Below are 19,517 nucleotides of genomic sequence, written 5' to 3'. Positions count from 1 at the left end.
AGGCTGCGATCTTTTGACGTTGTTTTTAAAATCAAAATCAAAAGATCGCAGCCTTCGGCAGCTCCTACGAAGAGCAGTCTGAAGGAATCTGAATATGCTGCAAGTCGACAAGCTGCATCAGTACTACGGCGGTAGCCACATCCTGCGCGGCCTGACATTTGAGGTGAAGGTCGGCGAGGTCACCTGCCTGCTCGGGCGTAACGGCGTGGGCAAGACCACCCTGCTCAAATGCCTGATGGGTTTGCTGCCGGCCAAGGAAGGCGCGGTGAACTGGGAAGGCAAGCCGATCACCACGTTCAAGCCGCACCAGCGTGTGCATGCCGGCATCGCGTATGTGCCGCAAGGCCGGGAAATCTTCGGACGCCTGACCGTGGAAGAAAACCTGCTGATGGGCCTGTCGCGGTTCCCCGGTTCCGAAGCCAAAGAAGTCCCGGCGTTCATCTACGAGCTGTTCCCGGTGCTGCTGCAAATGAAGCAACGGCGCGGTGGTGATTTGTCCGGCGGTCAGCAACAGCAGTTGGCCATCGGCCGAGCGCTGGCCAGCCGTCCGCGCTTGCTGATCCTCGATGAGCCGACCGAAGGCATCCAGCCGTCGGTGATCAAGGAAATCGGCGCTGTCATCAAGAAACTTGCGGCGCGCGGTGACATGGCGATTTTGCTGGTGGAGCAGTTCTACGATTTCGCCGCCGAACTGGCTGACCAGTACCTGGTGATGTCCCGGGGCGAGATCCTGCAGCAGGGTCGCGGCGAAAATATGGAAGCCGAGGGTGTGCGCGGGCTTGTTACGATCTGAGCCGTTGACTGTCTGCGTTCATTCGGTAGCCGCAGTCGTGCGGCTTGGCACCGCGTAGGGAATCCAATCCGCCGTGATCGGACCTCGATGTCCACCCCAGATTGTGCCTGGATCGAGGACACGCAACTGGCCGATGGTCACTATCCTCCTGATCCGACTCTCGGGCGTCGAGCCCATTCGGTATTTAGGATTGCCCGATGCGTTCTGCGGGTTGATGGAATAGGCCACCAGAGATCCATAGGGACTTGAAATAAAACAATGTTGAAAGAAATCCACATGCCTGAAGGTCAAAGCGAGATCGTTTATCGAAGGGAGCGCGATGTACAACTTGACCTGATCCTCGCTGTAGGAAGGGTATGTCCTGGCAATTTGCTCGGCATATTCCGGGTGGCTGTGATAATTGCCCACGCAACGGTACCCGGCTGGGTGACTGATCGTCTGCGTCTGTCGGTCGAAAGGCAGCAAACGCTCAAAATCAATTGAAGTCGTTTCACCCTGCAGAGGTGTTGTCGCGACAAACTTACCGTCAGGGCGCTGCAATATGAGCGCACCGTATTCTCTGTCGTTCTGGCGTTGATGCTGGTGCAGCCAATACGCCGCATCGTCCACGCAAAAGAAGGGCTGACTGACGGGGGGCAAGACCGGCGCAGTCGAAGGCGCTGGTGGTACAAGGTCAGAAGTGTTGGTCATCAAGAGACTCCAAAAAGTTTGGTCGCCCCACAGGAGAAGGGGGCGTACGTTGGCATTTTGGGTATGCCGCGACCACGCATGGCGGTATATATGTCTCGAATGGCACCAATTTGTCGCGCCGCGCCCCATGCAATGCCTCCTGTTGGTGCGCAGCAAACATGGGTAGCCGTTCTCTGCGCGCCATGCCGTCCGGCACAGCCTTTGCACAGTTCCAGATGACTTCACGATAAGCACAGACCTATGACGCTTCCCGCTTCTGGCGCCTTGTTTGCACCCCATTGGCACGCCGAGCTGGAGTTGGGCTACGCCCGCTTCGGTGACAGCACGCGCCCGGTTCAACGCCGGCACCTGGGCCCGTTGCGCGTGCAAAAGCACCTGTATGCCGAAGGGCCCCAGGTGTGCCAGCACATTATCGTGCATCCGCCGGGCGGGATTGCCGGCGGGGATCGGCTGGACATTTCGGCCAGTGTCGGCACTGACGCCTGGGCGCAAATCACCAGCCCGGGTGCCGCCAAGTGGTATCGCGCGGCAGGGCCTGCCTATCAGAAGCTCGAGTTGAGCGTGGCGACTGGCGCGACACTGGAATGGCTGCCGCAAGAAACGATTATCTTCAGCGCCGCCCAGGCTGAACTCAGCACCGCCATCGAGCTTGAAGGCGACGCCCGGCTGTTCTATTGGGACGTCGTGGCGCTGGGTCGCCCGGCCAGCGGTGAGCGCTTCGACCTCGGGCATTTTCAGGCGCAACTGGATATCCGCCGCGACGGCCAGTTGCTCTGGCATGAACGCCAGCGCATTGTCGGGAATGACGGTTTGCTTGATTCGCCGATCGGGATGGATGGGCAACCGGTGTTTGCCACCCTGTTGGTGACTGGGGAAATCGATAGCGATTTGTTGGAGCGTTGCCGTTCGCTGCCCAACGATGTGCGCGGGGATCTCACGCAATTGCCAGGGCTGTTGGTTGCTCGGTGCCTGGCCAGTGAAGCGCTGTTGGCACGCGGTTGGTTGATTGAATTGTGGCGGTTGCTCAGGCCTGCGTTGTTCGGCCGGGAAGCAGTTCCACCCAGAATATGGAACACCTGAACACCGATCCCCTGTAGGAGCTGCCGAAGGCTGCGATCTTTTGATCCTGGCCTCGTGAAGATCAAGATTAAAAGATCGCAGCCTTCGGCAGCTCCTACAGGGTGCAAGACGCAAGAATTTCAATCTGCCCACAATGGATTCCAAACGATGGACCTGACCCCACGCGAAAAAGACAAGCTGCTGATCTTCACCGCCGGCCTTGTGGCCGAGCGGCGTTTGGCGCGCGGCGTGAAACTCAATTACCCGGAAGCCATGGCCTACATCTCCGCGGCGCTGCTCGAAGGCGCCCGTGACGGCCAGACCGTGGCCAACCTGATGCATTACGGCACCACCCTGCTCAGCCGCGAACAAGTGATGGAAGGCATTCCGGAAATGATCCCGGAGATCCAGGTCGAAGCAACCTTCCCCGACGGCACCAAACTGGTCACCGTCCATCAACCTATCGCCTGAGGCTGCGCCATGACTTACGACATCCGCGATGCCGTGCACGCCGATCTGCCGGCGATCCGCGACATCTACAACGACGCCGTGCTCAACACCACGGCGATCTGGAACGAACAAGCCGTGGACCTCGGCAATCGCCAAGCCTGGTTCAGCGCCCGGCAATCCCAGGCTTATCCGGTTCTGGTCATCGTCGACGGCGATAACACGGTGCTGGGCTACGCTTCATTTGGTGACTGGCGGCCGTTCGACGGGTTCCGCCACACCGTCGAACACTCGGTTTACGTGCGCAGCGACCAGCGCGGCAACGGTCTCGGCCCACAACTGATGAATGTGCTGATCGAGCGCGCCAAAGGCTGTGACAAACATGTCATGGTCGCGGCCATCGAAAGCGGCAATGCCGCGTCCATTCGCCTGCATGAACGGATCGGGTTCATCACCACCGGCCAGATGCCTCAGGTGGGCACCAAGTTCGGTCGCTGGCTCGATTTGACCTTCATGCAACTGACCCTCAATCCTGGCGCCGAACCGCCGCCCGCCAGCAAGGAGTAACGCCAGATGAACGCAGCCCAATTGCGCCGCGTCAATGTTGAAAGCTTTGCGCACTATCGTCAGGGTTTGATTGATTTGCTGCTCGACGCCGTCGGCTATGGCGCCAGTGTCGGGTTCATGGCCAATCTGGATGCGACGCAGGCCCGAGCCTATTTCGATGACGTCCAGGACAACCTGATCAAGGGCAACGTGCTGCTGTGGGTGGTGGTCAAGGACGAGCAGGTACAAGCCAGCGTGCAAATGACCTTGTGCCAGAAAGCCAACGGGCTGAACCGTGCCGAAGTGCAGAAGCTGCTGGTGCGCGAACACGCGCGTCGCCGGGGGCTGGGCCAACAGTTGATGAATGCTCTGGAACAGGCCGCGCTCCAGCACAAACGCGGCATGCTTTATCTCGACACCGAAGCCGGCTCCCCCGCCGAGGATTTCTACCAGGCGTTGGGTTACACCCGCGCGGGCGAAATCCCCGACTACGCTTGCGACCCGAGGGGCCAGTACAAACCGACCGCCCTTTACTACAAGATTCTCCAAGGAGCCCATTGATGATTCCCGGTGAATATCAGATCCAGCCGGGCGACATCGAGCTCAACGTGGGCCGCCGCACGGTCAGTTTGAAGGTGGCCAACAGTGGCGACCGGCCGATCCAGGTCGGCTCGCACTATCATTTTTTCGAAACCAACGACGCCCTGGCCTTCGACCGCGCCGCCAGTCGCGGCATGCGCCTGAACATCCCGGCCGGGACTGCCGTGCGCTTCGAACCGGGGCAGAGCCGAGAGGTCGAGTTGGTGGACCTGGCCGGGCATCGCCGGGTGTTCGGGTTTGCCGGGCGGATCATGGGCGACCTCGACTGATATCCGCGGCGTCCCCAAAAGATCGCAGCCTGCGGCAGCTCCTACAGAGGAATGCGATCCCCTGTAGGAGCTGCCGAAGGCTGCGATAGCGAGCTATGCGAGCGGTCTCAAATTCAATTGAATCTCAAGGCGAACGAATGAAGATTTCCCGTCAGGCCTACGCCGACATGTTCGGCCCCACCGTCGGTGACAAGGTCCGCCTGGCCGATACCGAGCTGTGGATCGAGGTCGAAAAAGACTTCACCACCTACGGCGAAGAAGTGAAATTCGGTGGCGGCAAAGTCATCCGCGATGGCCAGGGCCAGAGCCAATTGCTCGCCGCCGAAGTGGTCGACACAGTCATCACCAACGCACTGATCATCGACCATTGGGGGGTGGTCAAAGCCGACGTCGGCCTCAAGGACGGACGCATTGCCGGCATCGGCAAGGCCGGCAACCCGGACGTGCAGCCGAACGTCACCATTGCCATCGGCGCCAGCACCGAAGTGATTGCCGGCGAAGGCATGATCCTCACCGCCGGCGGCATCGACACCCACATCCACTTCATCTGCCCGCAGCAGATCGAAGAGGCACTGATGAGCGGCGTCACCACCATGATCGGCGGCGGCACCGGCCCAGCCACCGGCACCAACGCCACCACCTGCACCTCCGGGCCGTGGCACCTGGCGCGCATGCTCCAGGCCGCCGACGCATTCCCGATGAACATCGGCCTCACCGGCAAGGGCAATGCCAGCCTGCCGGAACCGCTGATCGAGCAGGTCAAGGCCGGCGCCATCGGCCTCAAACTGCACGAAGACTGGGGCACCACGCCCGCCAGCATCGACAACTGCCTGAACGTCGCCGATCAATACGATGTGCAAGTGGCGATCCACACCGACACCCTCAACGAGTCCGGCTTCGTCGAAACCACCCTCGCCGCGTTCAAGGGCCGCACCATCCACACCTATCACACCGAAGGCGCGGGCGGCGGTCATGCCCCGGACATCATCAAGGCCTGCGGCTTTGCCAACGTGCTGCCGAGCTCGACCAACCCGACGCGGCCGTTCACCCGCAATACCATCGACGAACACCTCGACATGCTGATGGTCTGCCATCACCTGGACCCGAGCATTGCCGAAGATGTGGCCTTCGCCGAAAGCCGCATCCGCCGCGAGACCATTGCCGCCGAAGACATCCTGCATGACCTCGGCGCGTTCTCGATGATCAGCTCCGACAGCCAGGCCATGGGTCGCGTCGGCGAAGTCATCACACGCACCTGGCAGACCGCCGACAAGATGAAAAAGCAACGCGGCGCACTGCCCGGTGACGGCGCAGGCAACGACAACTTCCGCGCTAAACGCTACATCGCCAAGTACACGATCAACCCGGCGATCACCCATGGCATCAGCCATGAAGTGGGCTCGGTCGAAGTGGGTAAGTGGGCGGATCTGGTGCTCTGGCGCCCGGCGTTCTTTGGTGTGAAGCCGACGCTGATTCTCAAGGGCGGCGCCATCGCAGCCAGCCTGATGGGCGACGCCAACGCCTCGATCCCGACGCCACAACCGGTGCATTACCGCCCGATGTTCGCCAGTTACGGCGGCTCGCTGCACGCCACCAGCCTGACCTTTATCAGCCAGGCTGCGCAGGAAGCGGGACTTCCCCAGGCCTTGGGGTTGAAGAAGAAAATTGCTGTGGTCAAAGGCTGCCGGGAAGTGCAGAAAACCGACTTGATCCACAACGATTACCTGCCGAACATCGATGTCGATCCGCAGACTTATCAGGTCAAGGCTGACGGTGTGTTGCTCTGGTGTGAACCGGCGGATGTGTTGCCAATGGCGCAGCGTTATTTCCTGTTTTGATATTCAATCGAGCATAAAAACCCAGGCCGAAAATATGACTGTAACTGTAGGAGCGAGCTTGCTCGCGATGGACTAAAGATCTCCGCGTATAACCAGGAAAAAACGCGTTTTCGTTAACGACCATCGCGAGCAAGCTCGCTCCTACAGTGCACGGTGTTGGTCGTGCGGGGGTAGTGTTTTTCAGGTCAATCAGTTGCTCTGTTCAACGGTGAAAGGAGTCTCCACGCTTTGCAACTTTGCCCGATCCATTGCCTGCTGGGTGAGGGTCTTGAGTAGCGTCTTCGCCTCCTCGTCGATCATTGTCAGCTCAACGCCGTATTGCTCATCGGTCATGACATACCCTGGCGCAATCTCGCTTTCCGGCTTGCCCAACTCGGCGGCAAGCACCCTGATCTCCTCTTTTAACCGGGCTTTTTCCGCTACTGAAAAACTGGTCTCGGTGGCACGCTCATCCAGTGCGAAATAGAACTCCGTCGTCGCATCCATCCGCCGCCTGAAAGCCTTGAATGCCTGCTGATTGGAACCCTGGAGGTAGGACGCCCAGAACGGCTGTTCACTGATCGAATCGCGCAACAGATCACCCTCTTCGAGTTTCAGCACGAGCCTTCCGGCATCGTCGATCATTTCCTGCGTAACACCTGTCATGTTGCGAAATTGCAGATCGCGGGACTGCCAAGGCAGGTCCAGCCGCTCAGCCAAATCCGTCATATAGCCCAGATGAACCTCGACTTCGTCGATGGTGCCCGTGATGTCGCCATTGGCATCGACGCGTCTGAATTGTTCGCCTTTCGCCAGACGCTCAGCGATGCGTTGGTGGGCAATTCTGGTCAATTGATCCAGTCGGGATTTGCCTTTGGCCAACGTCACCAGTTCCGCTTCCGCCAGACTCGGACTGGCCAGTTCATAGGCCTCGTGGATCAACACCTCTACGCCCATCGAATTGAACAGCTGCGCCCCGCCATCGACGCAGTCGGTCGTGGCTCTGGCCATGGTGAAGAGTTTTTCGCGCAATTCGCTGTTTTTCGCCATGGCTTCGAGCATGCGCCAGAGCTTGGCGGTCATATCGGCCTTGAAGGCCTTGTTGATCCTGAAGTGATCCGACGTGGTGAGCTGCCTGATCTCGTTGAAAAATGGCGTGGAGCCGATCTCGCCTTCAACGGCGTTCCAGGTTTCCACCAGGCCTTGCCATTGCACCCCGTGTACTCCCTCGGACCAAAACGATCTGTCGAGCGTACTTCTCGGTGGGTACGGACGCTCAGGATCCAGCCCTACCGATTCGATGTACTGTTCGAGTCGGCTTTGCACCACTTCAGGCAAGCGCTCCCGACTCAACAACGTGCGCGCAAGCAACTCGGCGCGATAGGAACCCGGCGCGATGTCCGGAATCTGCCGGAGGGCATTGTTACGAAGATCCAGGACGAAATTGCGTGGGCGTGACTGGGTGAACAGTCCAGTAGGCCAACGGTCAATTTCCGTGTTGTCCAGCAACACAAGAACCAAACCTCGCATGCGGCTGATATCGGGTGCCAGGTGCAGCGGGTTGTTGCTCAAGCCCAACAACTCCAGCCTGCTCATGGTCCGCAAACGCGCGGCGCCCTCCGGTGTCAGCTCAATAGAGTTGTTGTGTAGCTCCAGGGACCGAAGAAACTTCATCTCACTGATCGCTTGGGGGAAACTCCTCAACTGGTTTCCCGACAGGTCGAGCGCTCGCAAGCGTGGAAAGTTTCTAAGAAAGTGCCCCTGGAAAGTGCCCAACCCGGCATTGCGCGCGGTCAACGAGGTGACGTGGTCGAAATTGGCCTTCAGTTGGGGCATGGTCCCCAAGTGCTGGCCTATCGGCAAATTATCCAGATCAAGCGCCTGCGCATGGGCAATATCCGCCACCGTGAGCCCCTCTGGGCCGGTGCGTTGCCAGCACTGTCTGATTGCCTTGTAAACCTGGTCCCGGGAGTTGACCTCCCTGACCCCTTCCGGGCTGAAACGAAATCGCTCCGTGGGAGAGTTCACCCAGCGTTGAAACGTGCGATTGAGCTCATCGAACTCGGCCTCAAGCTGACCCAGACGCTCACCGGCCTGATGGCCGAACCCGCCCAGAAGCTCGTCGACCTGCTCTTCGGACATGGCTCTATAGAGTGAGCTGGCGCGCCGATGCAGGGCGTCCCAGTCAGGCAATAGCTGCGGATAGCCCTGCATGCCGCCACGCAGGCGCATGGTGGCCGGATCATAGGCGGGCTTGCGCACCGGCTCCGCTGCCAGGAGCGGCCGCAGCCGGTCGCGCACTGCTGGCGCCCGCTGAAAGGCCCGCACCAGCGTTGCTCCCTGAGCGACGTTCGAAGTCAACGACGCTCGCTCAAGGTCTGGCAGGATTTGCAGCAGGCACGACAGCAGTTTCTCAGTGTCAGGATCGTCCAGTTCACCCCGAAACAGCTTCTCGAACGCCAGGTTCAAACGCACCTCCAGCTCGGCCGCCCGGGCGTATTCCTTGAGCGTCAAAGCGATGGTTTTTTTCTCGGTCAGTTTCAACAGGTCCGCGGGTGTCGCATGGGCGAGCAATTCCTCGACCACAGCGGTGGGGAGCAGCTTGAAAGCCTCCTGAAGCTTGAGCACTTGAGTGCTGCCGGGGCGTTGCCGTCCCTTGTAGAGCACATCGCACAATCGTTTCTGTTGTTTTTGCGCAAGCATGGCCAGCCGGCCCTGCAGTGCTTCGATCCGCGCGTGTTCATCATCGGCGATGCCTTGGCCCAGCAGTTCACGGATCTCGGTTTCGTCGAGGGACTTCAACACCATCCCCGGCAGTTTCCCGGCCTTGACCTCGGCGCGAGTCAACTTGATGGCGTCGCCCGCCGAGGGCTCCAGGGCGCCGTAGGTCATCGAACTGCCCCACGGTTCCGACCCTTGGAACACTTCGATGCCCTTGTGCTCCGGCCATCGTGGCAACTCCGTCAGCAACGGCGGCAGAAAATCCACCAGCTCATCCGGAACTTCGTTGGCCAGTATTTGCTCGGACAATTTCCCGGCATCGGCCCACGCCCTGAAGCGCTGGATCGTATCAAGCAACAGCGCCGGTGGCCGCTCGTGCTCGACCTGCAACCGACGCAACAGATCTTCATCGACGCCGCTGGTGATGCGGATCTGCTCCAGCGTGATCTCATCAAAACCGTCAACCGTGTGCCCCAGGCGTTTCATCAGAAGGGTCTTGTCCCACTCGATCGGACGATCAAGTTCGGTGAGCCAGGCACCCGCGCCGTTGTGCTCCAGTTTCGGCTGGTAAGCCCCCGCGCGACCGGGATGGCGGAGTCGCGGCTGGCCGGTCTGCGGATCGTTTTTCACCTCGAAATGTTTGCCGTCCAGTGGCAAGAAATCCTGCCCATTGCGCTGATGGAGCCCCCACTCGTTGGGTGTCGAACCCTTGGGTAGCTCAACCTTGTGCGCGTAAGGGCGCAGATCCGGATTCCACAGGCGGGTCTTGCCGTTGGGCAGTTCGACCTGTTTCATCTGGTCGATAAAGGCTGAAGGCTTGATTGACGCAGCCGCACCTGCGGGAATGACGTGCCCTGCGGCCATGATCGCCAGTTGGGCGAAATTGATCAGCACGCCGGTAAGATGGGCAGAGGCTTCTTCCTTGTCACCCTTGCTCCAGTCCTCCAGGCCCTCCATGGTTTCGAACAGCATTTGCCCGACCATGATCCCCAGCATGGCTTCGCCCAGGCCGGGCACCAGCATTGCGCCGAAATTGAAGACGTTCCAGCCGATGTCCAGATAGCTGGTGAGGCGGTTCCAGCGGGTGCTGGCATCTTCATCCCCGGTGGGCACGGCGATGTGTCGTGCATCGGCAATGGCCTTGGCTCGCCGCCAGCGACATTGCTGCCCCCAGAGATCGTCGGCAATCAGGTTGGTGATCGGTTGCGCATCCGGATTCTCGATGGCCGTTTCCCGCCACCACGGCCCCATGTCCAGCGGCTCTCGCTGCTGCCAGGTGAAGGTGGTGAAGCGCTCGTTGACCCGAGCAAAAAAGCGTCCCTGGTCCTTTTGCGCCACGAACCGGCTGAAGAATTTTTGATAATCCACAGAGCGCAACTGCCTCGTCAGCGCCTTCATGAAGTCAGTGAACGAGTCATATTCTTTCAGAGGATGATCGGGGTCGTCCGGGACGTAGGCAATCAATTTCCCTTCGAGACGACTTTGTTGCTGAATGTCTTCCCTACCGAGGATTTCTTCAGCCATAGCGGTGGGGCCATTGGCAAAAAAAGCCTTGAGCAACTTGAATTGTTCAAACTCCTTCCCAGGTACAACAGGCAGGCGCTGTGACCACTCCAACATCGCTCGCTGATGCTCCGGCACCAAACCGTCATATATTTTTTTGATTTGCGAGGGGTCCGCCACACCACTAAATAAAATGATGCCGGTCAACTTGAAGCCCATCAGCGACAAACGATGACTGTGCAGGGGACGATTATTAAACCGAATGTCTGCCTCGTTATCCCGCACCTGCTGCAACTTGCTGTATCCGTAAGACGTAATGTCTTTTTTCAGATACGCAATCATCGCGCTTTCACTGAATACCGCCCTTTCACTGTCCGTAGCCTGCTGCTCAAGTTGTTTCCTTTTAGCGGCATCCGCAGGATCCAGCAGGGTCTTGATGTGTTGTTGATAGTGCTTGCCGATATCCAGGGTCCGGCACAGCGACGCAAACTGCTCAACCGTCAGTGCATGGCGCTGCAGCTCTCCTTCGGCATCCTTGGTAAAGACGCCAGAACCCTCGCGGAACGTGCCTTGTAGGGTTTCAGGCTGTTCAAAGTTATGCGGCGCTGCTTCCAGCAGCGTGGATTGCCTGAGTCGACTGGCATTCGTATCGATGCCGAAACCCAGTTTGGCGGGAACGTACAACCGCACTGTCGTTTGGTTGACGTCCAGTTCCAGCTTCAAGGTTTCTTTCAGGGCCTTGACCAACAAGGGCTCGGCGAAGGCGTTGATGTCCTTTTGCAAATCGCCCAAGGTCTTGTCCAGGGTATCCTGCAATCGCAAGCGTTCACTGATAAGGTCGTTCAAATACTGGCGATCGATCGCCGAAGCATTGAGGTACCACTCAGGAAGAACTGGCTCTAAATCGATCATTGCCCCAAGTCTTGAAACGGGTGCAGTTTTAATCGGGGCGGGGACTTTATCCTGGAGATAGCTCAGGTAGATGTTTTGATGACTGTCTTCTGCCGGAGGGCTCTCCGACGCAATAATTGGCTGAATTCCATTCATTTTCGCAAGTATCCATACGTGCTGATCTGAACACCCAGCCTATGCAAATGCAGCAAAAACAAAAGATCAAAAAACTGCTAACCCCCACCCGAGAAAACGCAAAACAGGATCCAACTTTAGAACCTGAAAAATAACTAAATACCACCCTGATTCCGCCAACCGCTGATCCTGTCCGTCAATGGTAGTTTTTAGCCGGCCATGAAAGAGACTAAGCTGCCAAAACCCTCCAGCCAGGAAACCTGTCATGCGCCTACCCGAATTCATCAGGCAACACGTGGACGATATCGTCGATGAATGGGAACAGTTCGCACGAACCATTACCCCGGCCGCCGATAACATGGATGGCGCCGCACTGCGCGACCACGCCAAGGCGATTCTGTTAGCGGCCGCCAAAGACATGACCACCCCACAGACCGGCAGCGAACAACTCGCCAAGGCCAAGGGTGAAGGCCCGGAGAAGAGCTCGACGCTGGATGAGGCCGGCGCCAGTCATGGCGAGCTGCGGCACACCGTGGGTTTTGACCTGGTGCAGATGACCAGCGAATTCCGCCACCTGCGCGCGTGTGTGATTCGCCTGTGGGTCAACAGCCTGGCATCGCCAGACCTGGACTACTTCCAGGACATGATCCGCTTCAATGAAGCCATCGATGAAGCCCTCGCCGAATCCACGGCGGCCTACGCCGAGCAGGTCAATCATTCGCGGGACATCTTTTTGGCAATTCTCGGGCACGACCTGCGGGCACCGCTGCAGGCAGTGAGCATGTCCACCGAATTGCTGCTGCGAAAAATCACGCTGGAAGGCGATGCGCTGGCCTGTGCGAATAACATCAAGCGTGGCGCGCGGCACATGGCGGTGATGGTCAGTGACTTGTTGGAGTTGGTTCGCAGCCGGTTGGGCAAGAGTCTGCCGATCGAACCCGAACCGATGGACCTGGCCGAAGCGGCGCATGCGGCGATTGCCCAGGCCTGTGCGGGTAACCCGGAGTGCGATCCGACGGTTAAGGTGGAAGGCGATACGCGAGGTGTCTGGGATGCCGGTCGTCTGGGTCAACTGCTGCAAAATCTGATTGGCAATGCGTTGCAGCACGGTTTGAACAAACGGGATGTGACGGTCACCCTCACCGGCGAGCCGGACGCTGTTCGCCTGACGGTGCATAACTACGGGCCTCCGATACCCGAGGATGCCATCGGCACAATCTTCGACCCACTGGTGCGCAGGGCCGATGAAGATCTGGGCCAGCCATCGACCAGTCTTGGTCTGGGGTTGTTTATCGTCAAGGAAGTGGTCAATGCCCACGCAGGAACAATCGAAGTCAGTTCCAACGAAGCCGACGGCACATTGTTTACAGTGGTGCTACCACGCCGCTCCTTGTAGGAGCTGCCGCAGGCTGCGATCTTTTGATCTGGATCTTCATCAACTCGTCCGCCGCCAAACCTCAACGGCAAGATCCAAAGATCGCAGCCTGCGGCAGCTCCTACAGGTGACGATTCCCTATCAGATCTGCTAGTTCCCGGCGAGGAACATTGCGTGTAAAAAATGGAGACCTGCTTACAAGGAAGGACTCTTCATGACCCGCACAGGTGGCGATGCCCCCAGCAATTCACGCCAGCAACGCACCGTTCTGTTGGCCGCTGATCACAAAAACTCGGTATTCGCCGAAATCGTTGCCGGCAACAGCAATCGCCTGGCTTATTCAGCCTACGGCCATCAGACCGCTCAACAGGATGTGATGACGCGCATTGGATTCAATGGCGAATTACGTGAAGCGAAAGAGGGTTGGTATTTTTTGGGCAACGGATACCGCGTCTACAACCCGGTATTGATGCGTTTTCATAGCCCGGACAGTTGGAGTCCGTTTGGGGCGGGCGGGTTAAATGCGTATGTGTATTGTGGTGGGGAACCGGTGAATGCTTCAGATTCGACGGGCCATATTAAATTTCCGACTTTTTCTTTCTCCCGAAGGTCACCCTCTCCACCTCCACTCGAACTTCCTCGAACAGCCGCGACACCTAATATCTATGTAACAGCTCCTGTGGCTTCGTCATCTCAAACGCCATTAGCAAATATTCAGCAAAGACCCTTGCCAGCAATACCAAATGAACGGTCTCCTTCTCACCGACCTTCGAACAGCACCACAACAGGATCAGTGAACCTGCCGCCACCGCCACCCGGCCAATTTATGCCTCGGCCATCAGCGCTCTCGGGAAGGGGGGCAAACGTAAGCACGTTTAACCCGCTGCCCGTCCAACCCCAAACTTCAACACCTGAAATTGCACCCGTCCCGCATACAAGAACGCTACGAAATGGAACCACCCGTCACTACTTCGTGCGCTACGACAATGATGGCAACCCCACACAAAGCAGTGTTGAACGAATGACCATGTCTCAAATACGAAATGCTCTCACACCGCCAAACCCATAAGCACTAGAACATTGGCTCATTAAGGAAACGGCCCACAAAGCCATGCTCCTGCAAGAAGGTTGGTTACTCCACCACCAACCGCCCCAACCGCTGCTTCAACATCCGATTCTCCGCCCGCAGATGCTGGACCTCTTCCAACAGGTCCAGCGCCAGGGCGACGCCTTCCCATTCCAGCTCCAGGTCGCGCCGCAACTTGGCGGCGCGCTTGGCCAGCGCCAGCTCATAGTCGTTGAAGCGCCAATCCTTGGGCACGGAGCCCTGAGGTTCGAGGATGCCGTGTTCGACGATTTCGATCACGTAGACGTCCGACAGGTCGGTCGCCTCACAGAATTCTGCCAGGTCCAGTTGAACGATCAGGGGGTTGCTCATGGTGGGCTACTCCGTCTCTGGGATCAGAAATTTTCTCGCGGGTTGAACGCGGCTTTGTCGGCCAATTCCTGCCACAACGCCTTCACTTCATCGCTTGAGGCCTTGGGCATGACAGCCTTGAGCTGCACGAACAGGTAGCCACGCTCGCCAGCCTTGTTCAACAGGCCGTGGCCCTTGGCGCGCATGCGCTGGCCGTTCTGGCTGCCGGCCGGCACCTTGAGGTTGATCTTGCCTGTCAGTGTCGGCACGGCCACTTCGGTGCCCAGCGCCAATTCCCACGGAGCCAGTGGCAACGTGATGATCAGGTTCTCGCCTTCGACGTCGAACTTGGGGTGCGGCGCAAAGCGAATGATCAGGAACAAGTCGCCATTGGCCCCGCCACCGACACCCGGTGCGCCCTGGCCCTTGAGGCGGATGCGCTCGCCGTCAGCCACACCGGCCGGGATCTTCACGTTCAGGCTTTTGCTGGTGTTGCTGACATGCTGACCGGCCGCGTTGTACTGCGGCACCTGGAAGGTGACCTTCTTCGATTCGTTCGAGAGGGTTTCTTCCAGAAAAATCCCTAATTCCATTTCCACGTCTTGCCCTCGTCGTCCGGCACTGCGACGCGACTCTCCACCACCAAAACCAGGACCACGGTTGCCGAAGATCGAACTGAAGAAGTCCGAAAAATCGCCCGTGTCCTGACCACCGCCAAAACCACCGGCACCACGCCCCTGCCAACCCGGCGGGCCCTGGAACGGCTGGCCGTGCTGGCCGTATTTGCGCAAGTCGTCGTACTCGGCGCGCTTGTCGGCGCTTTTCAGCGCTTCATAGGCTTCCGAGGCGTCCTTGAATTTGGACTCGGCGTCCTTTTCCTTGCTGACGTCTGGGTGGTACTTACGCGCGAGTTTGCGATAAGCGGCCTTGATCGTCTTATCGTCTGCGGTCGGTTCCACACCGAGAATCTTGTAATAGTCTTTGAAGTCCATCTAAGGATCACCATCCGTTATCAAATCGCGCCACTACCGGCAGCATGCGCTCATTGGCAGCCGCGAGGTTGACCGATCTCAAGGTTGTGACCGGGTAGCGCATCAGAAGTTTATCGGCAGCGAGTGGCGGTTCTTGCGACCGTCCAATGGCTGCCAGGCCCAATGCAGACAAGTTTGGGGCATCAGGCTTGCTTATCAAGGCGCTATTGGCTGAGATTTAGCGGATAGTCGGCCTTCGAATCTGCGCCGCACTGACATACACTGCGCGGCCGTTTTTTAACCGGAACTTGAAAGACATGAAAAACGCATCTCCAGCCCGTGCCTGTGGTATCGACTTCGGCACGTCCAACTCCACCGTCGGCTGGCTGCGCCCCGGCATGGAAACGCTGATCGCGCTGGAGGACGACAAGATCACCCTGCCGTCGGTGGTCTTCTTCAATATGGAAGAACGCCGCCCGGTGTACGGCCGGCTGGCGCTGCACGAGTACCTGGAAGGCTACGAAGGCCGGCTGATGCGCTCGCTCAAGAGCCTGCTGGGCTCCAAGCTGATCAAGCACGACACCAGCGTTTTGGGCACCGCGATGCCGTTCAAGGACCTGCTCGGGCTGTTTATCGGCCAGCTGAAAAAGCGCGCCGAGACGGCCGCCGGTCGAGAGTTCGAGGAAGTGGTGCTGGGCCGTCCGGTGTTCTTCGTCGACGACGATGAAATGGCCGACCAGGAAGCCGAAAATACCCTGGTGGACGTGGCCCGCGCCATCGGCTTCAAGGATGTGTCGTTCCAGTACGAGCCGATTGCGGCGGCATTCGACTATGAGTCGACCATCGAAAAAGAAGAGCTGGTGCTGATCGTCGACATCGGCGGTGGTACGTCCGATTTCTCGCTGGTGCGCCTGTCGCCTGAGCGCCGCATGCACGACAACCGTCACGACGACATCCTCGCCACCGGCGGCGTGCATATCGGCGGGACCGATTTCGACAAACAGCTGAGCCTGCAAGGCGTGATGCCGCTGTTCGGCTACGGCAGCCGCATGAAGAGCGGGGCCTACATGCCCACCAGCCACCACATGAACCTGGCGACCTGGCACACCATCAACTCGGTGTACTCGCAGAAGTCGACCCTGGCGCTGGGCAGCATGCGCTACGACATCGAAGACACCGGCGGCATCGATCGCCTGTTCAAGCTGATCGACCAGCGCGCCGGGCACTGGCTGGCCATGGAAGTGGAAGAAACCAAGATCCAGCTGACCCACGCCGACAGCCGCCACGTGCCGCTGGACCGCATCGAGCCGGGCTTGAGCGTGGAACTGAGCCGTGCGCTGTTCGAATCGGCCATCGACAACCTGCTGGAGCGCGTGCGTAACAGCGTGACCCAGATGCTGAACGACGCCAATGTACGGGTCGATCAGGTGGATACGGTGTTCTTCACCGGTGGTTCGAGCGGCATTCCGGCGTTGCGCAACAGTGTGTCGGCGATGTTGCCGAATGCGCGGCATGTGGAGGGGAATATTTTTGGCAGCATCGGCAGCGGGTTGGCAATCGAAGCAATGAAGCGTTACGGCACGATGGATTGATCCGGAACATTGTGGTGAGGGGATTTATCCCCGTTGGGCTGCGAAGCAGCCCCTGCCGGCGAATACGGTGTTCCTGAAGTACTGTGATGGCAGGTTTCAGGGCTGCTGCGCAGCCCAACGGGGATAAATCCCCTCGCCACAATAAATCCCCTCACCACAATAAATCTTCACACCACAATGAAATGGGGTGGTGTTTAGACCATCCCCACCAGCTTCAACTCACTCTTCAGGTACGCGTAATAAATCGGCCCCGCCACCACCCCCGGCAGGCCGAACGCGGCCTCGAACACCAGCATCGCCAGCAGCAACTCCCACGACTTGGCACTGATCTGCCCGCCGACGATGCGCGCGTTGAGGAAGTATTCAAGCTTGTGGATAAAAATCAGATAACCCAGCGCCGCCACCGCGACCCAGATCGACAGCGACAAACCGACGATGGTGATCAGCGTGTTCGACATCAGGTTGCCGATCACCGGTAACAAGCCGAGCAGGAAGGTCAGCACGATCAGGGTTTTGGTCAGTGGCAGCTTGATGCCGAACATCGGCAGGATCAGCGCGAGGAAGATCGCGGTGAAGAAGGTGTTGAGCAGGGAAATCTTGATCTGCGCAAACACGATGTTGCGAAACGCCTGGACCAGCAGGTGCAGACGATCAAACAGCGCGGCAGCCAGAGGCTTGCGCTTGGTCACGTCCGGCACGCGCTGCAAGGCAATGATCGCTCCCAGCACCATGCCGATCAGCAGCGTCACGAACATATGCGCCGCATCCTTGCCGACGAGCTGCAAGTCGCTGAGGTGTTTGCTCATCCATTCGCCGATCGCTACACGGAATTCAGCGGCACTGGCCGGTAGATAGGCGTCGATGAACGGCGGCAGCTGTCCTCGGGCGCGGTCGACCACGTGCATGAATTTGTCGAGGGAAGCGCCGGGGTTTTCCGCTTCGTGCAGCAAAAAGCTGATCGCACCGGCAAAGATCAGCGTCAGCACGCTGACCACCAATGTGCCCAATAGCGCCACCGCCAGCCAACGCGCGCGGCGGCCTTCGATCAACCGCTGCAATTGCGGGGTGAGCATGTTGACCAGTTCGAACACCAACAACCCGGCCAGCAGGCTAGGCAGCAAACGCAGCGGGATCACCAGCAGCAAACCACCAAAAATGATGACCCAGCTGATCAGCAGCAAAACATGGCGTTGAGAAAACGTTGGCATACAGCCTCAAAACGAACGGCGTAAAAGGATTGGCAGTCTGCCAGCGTTCCGATGTCAGCACTAGGGATTGTGTGGGGCGACCTTAGTCTGGGCTCTGGCCAGTTTTTGCAGCGTCCTTGCGGGCCTCTTCGCGAGCAAGCCCGCTCCCACATTTGACTGCATTCCATCTGGAGAAACTCGATCTAATGTGGGAGCGGGCTAGCTTGCGAAGAGGCCCTGACAGCCCCCACATATTCGGGCCGATGTTTACTTAGTCTTCAGGCAATCACTCATGAACGTCTTGCGCGCATCGCCCTTGAGGGCTTTGGTGGCGGCGTCGGCATTGCAGGTTTTCATTTTTTCCTGCTGTGGAGTCAAGGCTTTACCAGCATCGTTAGCGGCCGGCGCCGCTTTGAGGCAGGTACTCATGAATGTCTTGCGCTCGTCGCCCTTGAGGCTTTTCGCGGTAGCGTCGGCATTGCAGGTGGTCATCTTGTTCTGTTGGGCAGTGGCGGCGAAGCCCTGGGCGCAGAGCAGCAAACCGATCATCAACAAAGGGACACGCAACATCTTCATGGAGTTTTCTCCTTGTTGCCGCACCGAGGGGCACGGCCTCGTTCTGCAGTGTAGACAAAGCCTGTTACACCTTCCTGCTCTCGAGATGGCTGCGTCGATACTGCTCCGGCGTACACCCGGCCTGGCGCTGGAACATGGCGATAAACGCCGAGCCCGTGCTGTAGCCCATATCGAAGGCGATGTCCTGAATGCTGCGGTGGCTGTCCAGCGCCTCGATTGCCGCCAGGAAGCGCAAGCGCTGGCGCCACTCGCCGAAACTCATGCCCAGTTCGCGCACGAACTGCCGCGCCAGGGTCCGTTCGCTGACATGGATCTGTTCGGCCCACTCCGCCAGAGGCCGGTTATCCCCGGGCTCGGCTTGCAAGGCTTCGAGAATCCCGAGCAGGCCGGGGCTGCTGGCGTAAGGCAGGTAGCATTCATGCACCGGCGCCTGTTGCAGCTGATCCACCAACACCTGGGCCAGGCGCCTGTCGGCCTCGTGCTCGGGAATCTTTACGTCGCGGGCGGCGAAGTCCTTGAGGATCGCCTTGAGAATGTCACTGATCGCCAGGGTGCAGGCCTGCGGCGGCAAGTCGCGACACAGTGACGGTGCGAGGCAGACCGCGCGGTAGTTGATGGGCTGATTGCTGTAGAAACTGTGCTCGATCTGCGGCGGTACCCACACGGCGTACTGGGGTGGCGACATGAATCGACTGTCGCCAATTTCCATGTGCAAGACGCCGTTGGCCGAGTACTCGAGGGTGCCCCATGGATGACGGTGGGCCGAGGCGTATTCGTGGGTGTCAAAGTCGGCATAGCGGAAATACACCGGCGCCGGCAGTTCGCTGAAATCCAGCAGGTCGATGTGTTTACTGGTCATGCTGTCCGTCATCAGAGGTAGATTGTCTGGATCGAAGTATAGGCTTTGAGACAGACAAGCGGATAATTG

17 protein-coding genes are annotated in these 19,517 nt (G+C 58.8%); 10 read left to right on the top strand and 7 right to left on the bottom strand.

Annotated elements, in window-relative coordinates:
• Positions 1 to 94 precede the first annotated feature (94 nt).
• Positions 95 to 793: an urea ABC transporter ATP-binding subunit UrtE gene (urtE, locus tag ACA052_RS02830; RefSeq protein ID WP_497648310.1), complete on the top strand. Its 699-nt coding sequence runs from the start codon at positions 95 to 97 to the stop codon at positions 791 to 793.
• Positions 794 to 811: 18 nt separating this feature from the next.
• Here urtE and ACA052_RS02825 read toward each other — a convergent pair whose 3' ends face one another.
• Positions 812 to 1,483: a DUF4329 domain-containing protein gene (locus ACA052_RS02825; RefSeq protein WP_497648309.1), complete on the bottom strand. Its 672-nt coding sequence runs from the start codon at positions 1,481 to 1,483 to the stop codon at positions 812 to 814.
• A gap of 240 nt (positions 1,484 to 1,723) precedes the next feature.
• Here ACA052_RS02825 and ACA052_RS02820 point away from each other — a divergent pair, with 240 nt between their 5' ends.
• The 6 genes from ACA052_RS02820 (at position 1,724) to ureC (ending at position 6,242) form a co-directional block, all read left to right on the top strand.
• Positions 1,724 to 2,563 (top strand): urease accessory protein UreD, encoded by an 840-nt coding sequence (locus tag ACA052_RS02820; RefSeq protein ID WP_497648308.1) that lies wholly within the window; start codon positions 1,724 to 1,726, stop codon positions 2,561 to 2,563.
• Positions 2,564 to 2,710: 147 nt separating this feature from the next.
• Entirely contained in the window at positions 2,711 to 3,013 is a 303-nt protein-coding gene (ureA, locus tag ACA052_RS02815; protein WP_497648307.1) for an urease subunit gamma, read from the top strand.
• A 9-nt stretch (positions 3,014 to 3,022) separates the two neighbouring features.
• Positions 3,023 to 3,556: a GNAT family N-acetyltransferase gene (locus tag ACA052_RS02810; protein ID WP_497648306.1), complete on the top strand. Its 534-nt coding sequence runs from the start codon at positions 3,023 to 3,025 to the stop codon at positions 3,554 to 3,556.
• Positions 3,557 to 3,562: 6 nt separating this feature from the next.
• Positions 3,563 to 4,096, top strand: coding sequence for a GNAT family N-acetyltransferase (locus ACA052_RS02805; RefSeq protein ID WP_497648305.1), 534 nt, complete (start codon positions 3,563 to 3,565; stop codon positions 4,094 to 4,096).
• Positions 4,096 to 4,404 (top strand): urease subunit beta, encoded by a 309-nt coding sequence (locus ACA052_RS02800; protein WP_046044787.1) that lies wholly within the window; start codon positions 4,096 to 4,098, stop codon positions 4,402 to 4,404. The genes ACA052_RS02805 and ACA052_RS02800 overlap by 1 nt, the downstream gene beginning before the upstream one ends.
• Before the next feature lie 137 nt (positions 4,405 to 4,541).
• Positions 4,542 to 6,242: an urease subunit alpha gene (gene ureC, locus ACA052_RS02795; protein WP_497648304.1), complete on the top strand. Its 1,701-nt coding sequence runs from the start codon at positions 4,542 to 4,544 to the stop codon at positions 6,240 to 6,242.
• A gap of 189 nt (positions 6,243 to 6,431) precedes the next feature.
• Here ureC and ACA052_RS02790 read toward each other — a convergent pair whose 3' ends face one another.
• Positions 6,432 to 11,357 carry an NEL-type E3 ubiquitin ligase domain-containing protein gene (locus tag ACA052_RS02790; RefSeq protein WP_497648303.1) on the bottom strand — a complete coding sequence of 1,642 codons (4,926 nt, stop codon included), beginning with the start codon at positions 11,355 to 11,357 and terminating at the stop codon, positions 6,432 to 6,434.
• A 379-nt stretch (positions 11,358 to 11,736) separates the two neighbouring features.
• Here ACA052_RS02790 and ACA052_RS02785 point away from each other — a divergent pair, with 379 nt between their 5' ends.
• Both ACA052_RS02785 and ACA052_RS02780 read left to right on the top strand, forming a co-directional pair.
• On the top strand, positions 11,737 to 12,867 hold the full coding sequence (locus ACA052_RS02785; RefSeq protein ID WP_497648302.1) for a sensor histidine kinase: 1,131 nt from the start codon (positions 11,737 to 11,739) through the stop codon (positions 12,865 to 12,867).
• A 193-nt stretch (positions 12,868 to 13,060) separates the two neighbouring features.
• Positions 13,061 to 13,915: an RHS repeat-associated core domain-containing protein gene (locus ACA052_RS02780; protein WP_497648301.1), complete on the top strand. Its 855-nt coding sequence runs from the start codon at positions 13,061 to 13,063 to the stop codon at positions 13,913 to 13,915.
• Positions 13,916 to 13,978: 63 nt separating this feature from the next.
• Here ACA052_RS02780 and ACA052_RS02775 read toward each other — a convergent pair whose 3' ends face one another.
• Entirely contained in the window at positions 13,979 to 14,284 is a 306-nt protein-coding gene (locus tag ACA052_RS02775) for a chaperone modulator CbpM (RefSeq protein ID WP_497648300.1), read from the bottom strand.
• 23 nt (positions 14,285 to 14,307) lie between these two features.
• Complete coding sequence (locus ACA052_RS02770) at positions 14,308 to 15,255, bottom strand: DnaJ C-terminal domain-containing protein (protein ID WP_497648299.1); 948 nt, start codon at positions 15,253 to 15,255, stop codon at positions 14,308 to 14,310.
• A gap of 296 nt (positions 15,256 to 15,551) precedes the next feature.
• Here ACA052_RS02770 and ACA052_RS02765 point away from each other — a divergent pair, with 296 nt between their 5' ends.
• A complete protein-coding gene (locus tag ACA052_RS02765) occupies positions 15,552 to 16,826 on the top strand; it encodes an Hsp70 family protein (RefSeq protein WP_497648298.1) in 1,275 nt (424 codons plus the stop codon).
• Positions 16,827 to 17,020: 194 nt separating this feature from the next.
• On the opposite strand, the gene ACA052_RS02760 is transcribed toward ACA052_RS02765, so the two are convergent.
• From ACA052_RS02760 to ACA052_RS02750, 3 genes are all read right to left on the bottom strand, one after another.
• Positions 17,021 to 18,034 (bottom strand): AI-2E family transporter, encoded by a 1,014-nt coding sequence (locus ACA052_RS02760; RefSeq protein ID WP_497648297.1) that lies wholly within the window; start codon positions 18,032 to 18,034, stop codon positions 17,021 to 17,023.
• Between the two features lie 246 nt (positions 18,035 to 18,280).
• Positions 18,281 to 18,589, bottom strand: a complete 309-nt coding sequence (locus tag ACA052_RS02755; protein WP_497648296.1) for a PsiF family protein — start codon at positions 18,587 to 18,589, stop codon at positions 18,281 to 18,283.
• Between the two features lie 64 nt (positions 18,590 to 18,653).
• A complete protein-coding gene (locus tag ACA052_RS02750; protein WP_497648295.1) occupies positions 18,654 to 19,448 on the bottom strand; it encodes an AraC family transcriptional regulator in 795 nt (264 codons plus the stop codon).
• Positions 19,449 to 19,517 lie beyond the last annotated feature (69 nt).

This window comes from Pseudomonas sp. LBUM1644, assembly GCF_059716195.1.
This window is presented reverse-complemented; position numbering and strand designations above follow the sequence as displayed.

What these genes read in the sequence shown, in the direction of transcription:
- ureC (WP_497648304.1), top strand. Translation starts at nt 4,542, where the DNA reads ATGAAGATTTCCCGTCAGGCCTACGCCGACATGTTCGGCCCCACCGTC.
- ACA052_RS02770 (WP_497648299.1), bottom strand. Translation starts at nt 15,255, where the DNA reads ATGGACTTCAAAGACTATTACAAGATTCTCGGTGTGGAACCGACCGCA.
- ACA052_RS02785 (WP_497648302.1), top strand. Translation starts at nt 11,737, where the DNA reads ATGCGCCTACCCGAATTCATCAGGCAACACGTGGACGATATCGTCGAT.
- ACA052_RS02790 (WP_497648303.1), bottom strand. Translation starts at nt 11,357, where the DNA reads ATGATCGATTTAGAGCCAGTTCTTCCTGAGTGGTACCTCAATGCTTCG.
- ACA052_RS02820 (WP_497648308.1), top strand. Translation starts at nt 1,724, where the DNA reads ATGACGCTTCCCGCTTCTGGCGCCTTGTTTGCACCCCATTGGCACGCC.
- ACA052_RS02780 (WP_497648301.1), top strand. Translation starts at nt 13,061, where the DNA reads ATGACCCGCACAGGTGGCGATGCCCCCAGCAATTCACGCCAGCAACGC.
- ACA052_RS02750 (WP_497648295.1), bottom strand. Translation starts at nt 19,448, where the DNA reads ATGACCAGTAAACACATCGACCTGCTGGATTTCAGCGAACTGCCGGCG.
- ureA (WP_497648307.1), top strand. Translation starts at nt 2,711, where the DNA reads ATGGACCTGACCCCACGCGAAAAAGACAAGCTGCTGATCTTCACCGCC.
- urtE (WP_497648310.1), top strand. Translation starts at nt 95, where the DNA reads ATGCTGCAAGTCGACAAGCTGCATCAGTACTACGGCGGTAGCCACATC.
- ACA052_RS02810 (WP_497648306.1), top strand. Translation starts at nt 3,023, where the DNA reads ATGACTTACGACATCCGCGATGCCGTGCACGCCGATCTGCCGGCGATC.
- ACA052_RS02805 (WP_497648305.1), top strand. Translation starts at nt 3,563, where the DNA reads ATGAACGCAGCCCAATTGCGCCGCGTCAATGTTGAAAGCTTTGCGCAC.
- ACA052_RS02775 (WP_497648300.1), bottom strand. Translation starts at nt 14,284, where the DNA reads ATGAGCAACCCCCTGATCGTTCAACTGGACCTGGCAGAATTCTGTGAG.
- ACA052_RS02825 (WP_497648309.1), bottom strand. Translation starts at nt 1,483, where the DNA reads ATGACCAACACTTCTGACCTTGTACCACCAGCGCCTTCGACTGCGCCG.
- ACA052_RS02755 (WP_497648296.1), bottom strand. Translation starts at nt 18,589, where the DNA reads ATGAAGATGTTGCGTGTCCCTTTGTTGATGATCGGTTTGCTGCTCTGC.
- ACA052_RS02800 (WP_046044787.1), top strand. Translation starts at nt 4,096, where the DNA reads ATGATTCCCGGTGAATATCAGATCCAGCCGGGCGACATCGAGCTCAAC.
- ACA052_RS02765 (WP_497648298.1), top strand. Translation starts at nt 15,552, where the DNA reads ATGAAAAACGCATCTCCAGCCCGTGCCTGTGGTATCGACTTCGGCACG.
- ACA052_RS02760 (WP_497648297.1), bottom strand. Translation starts at nt 18,034, where the DNA reads ATGCCAACGTTTTCTCAACGCCATGTTTTGCTGCTGATCAGCTGGGTC.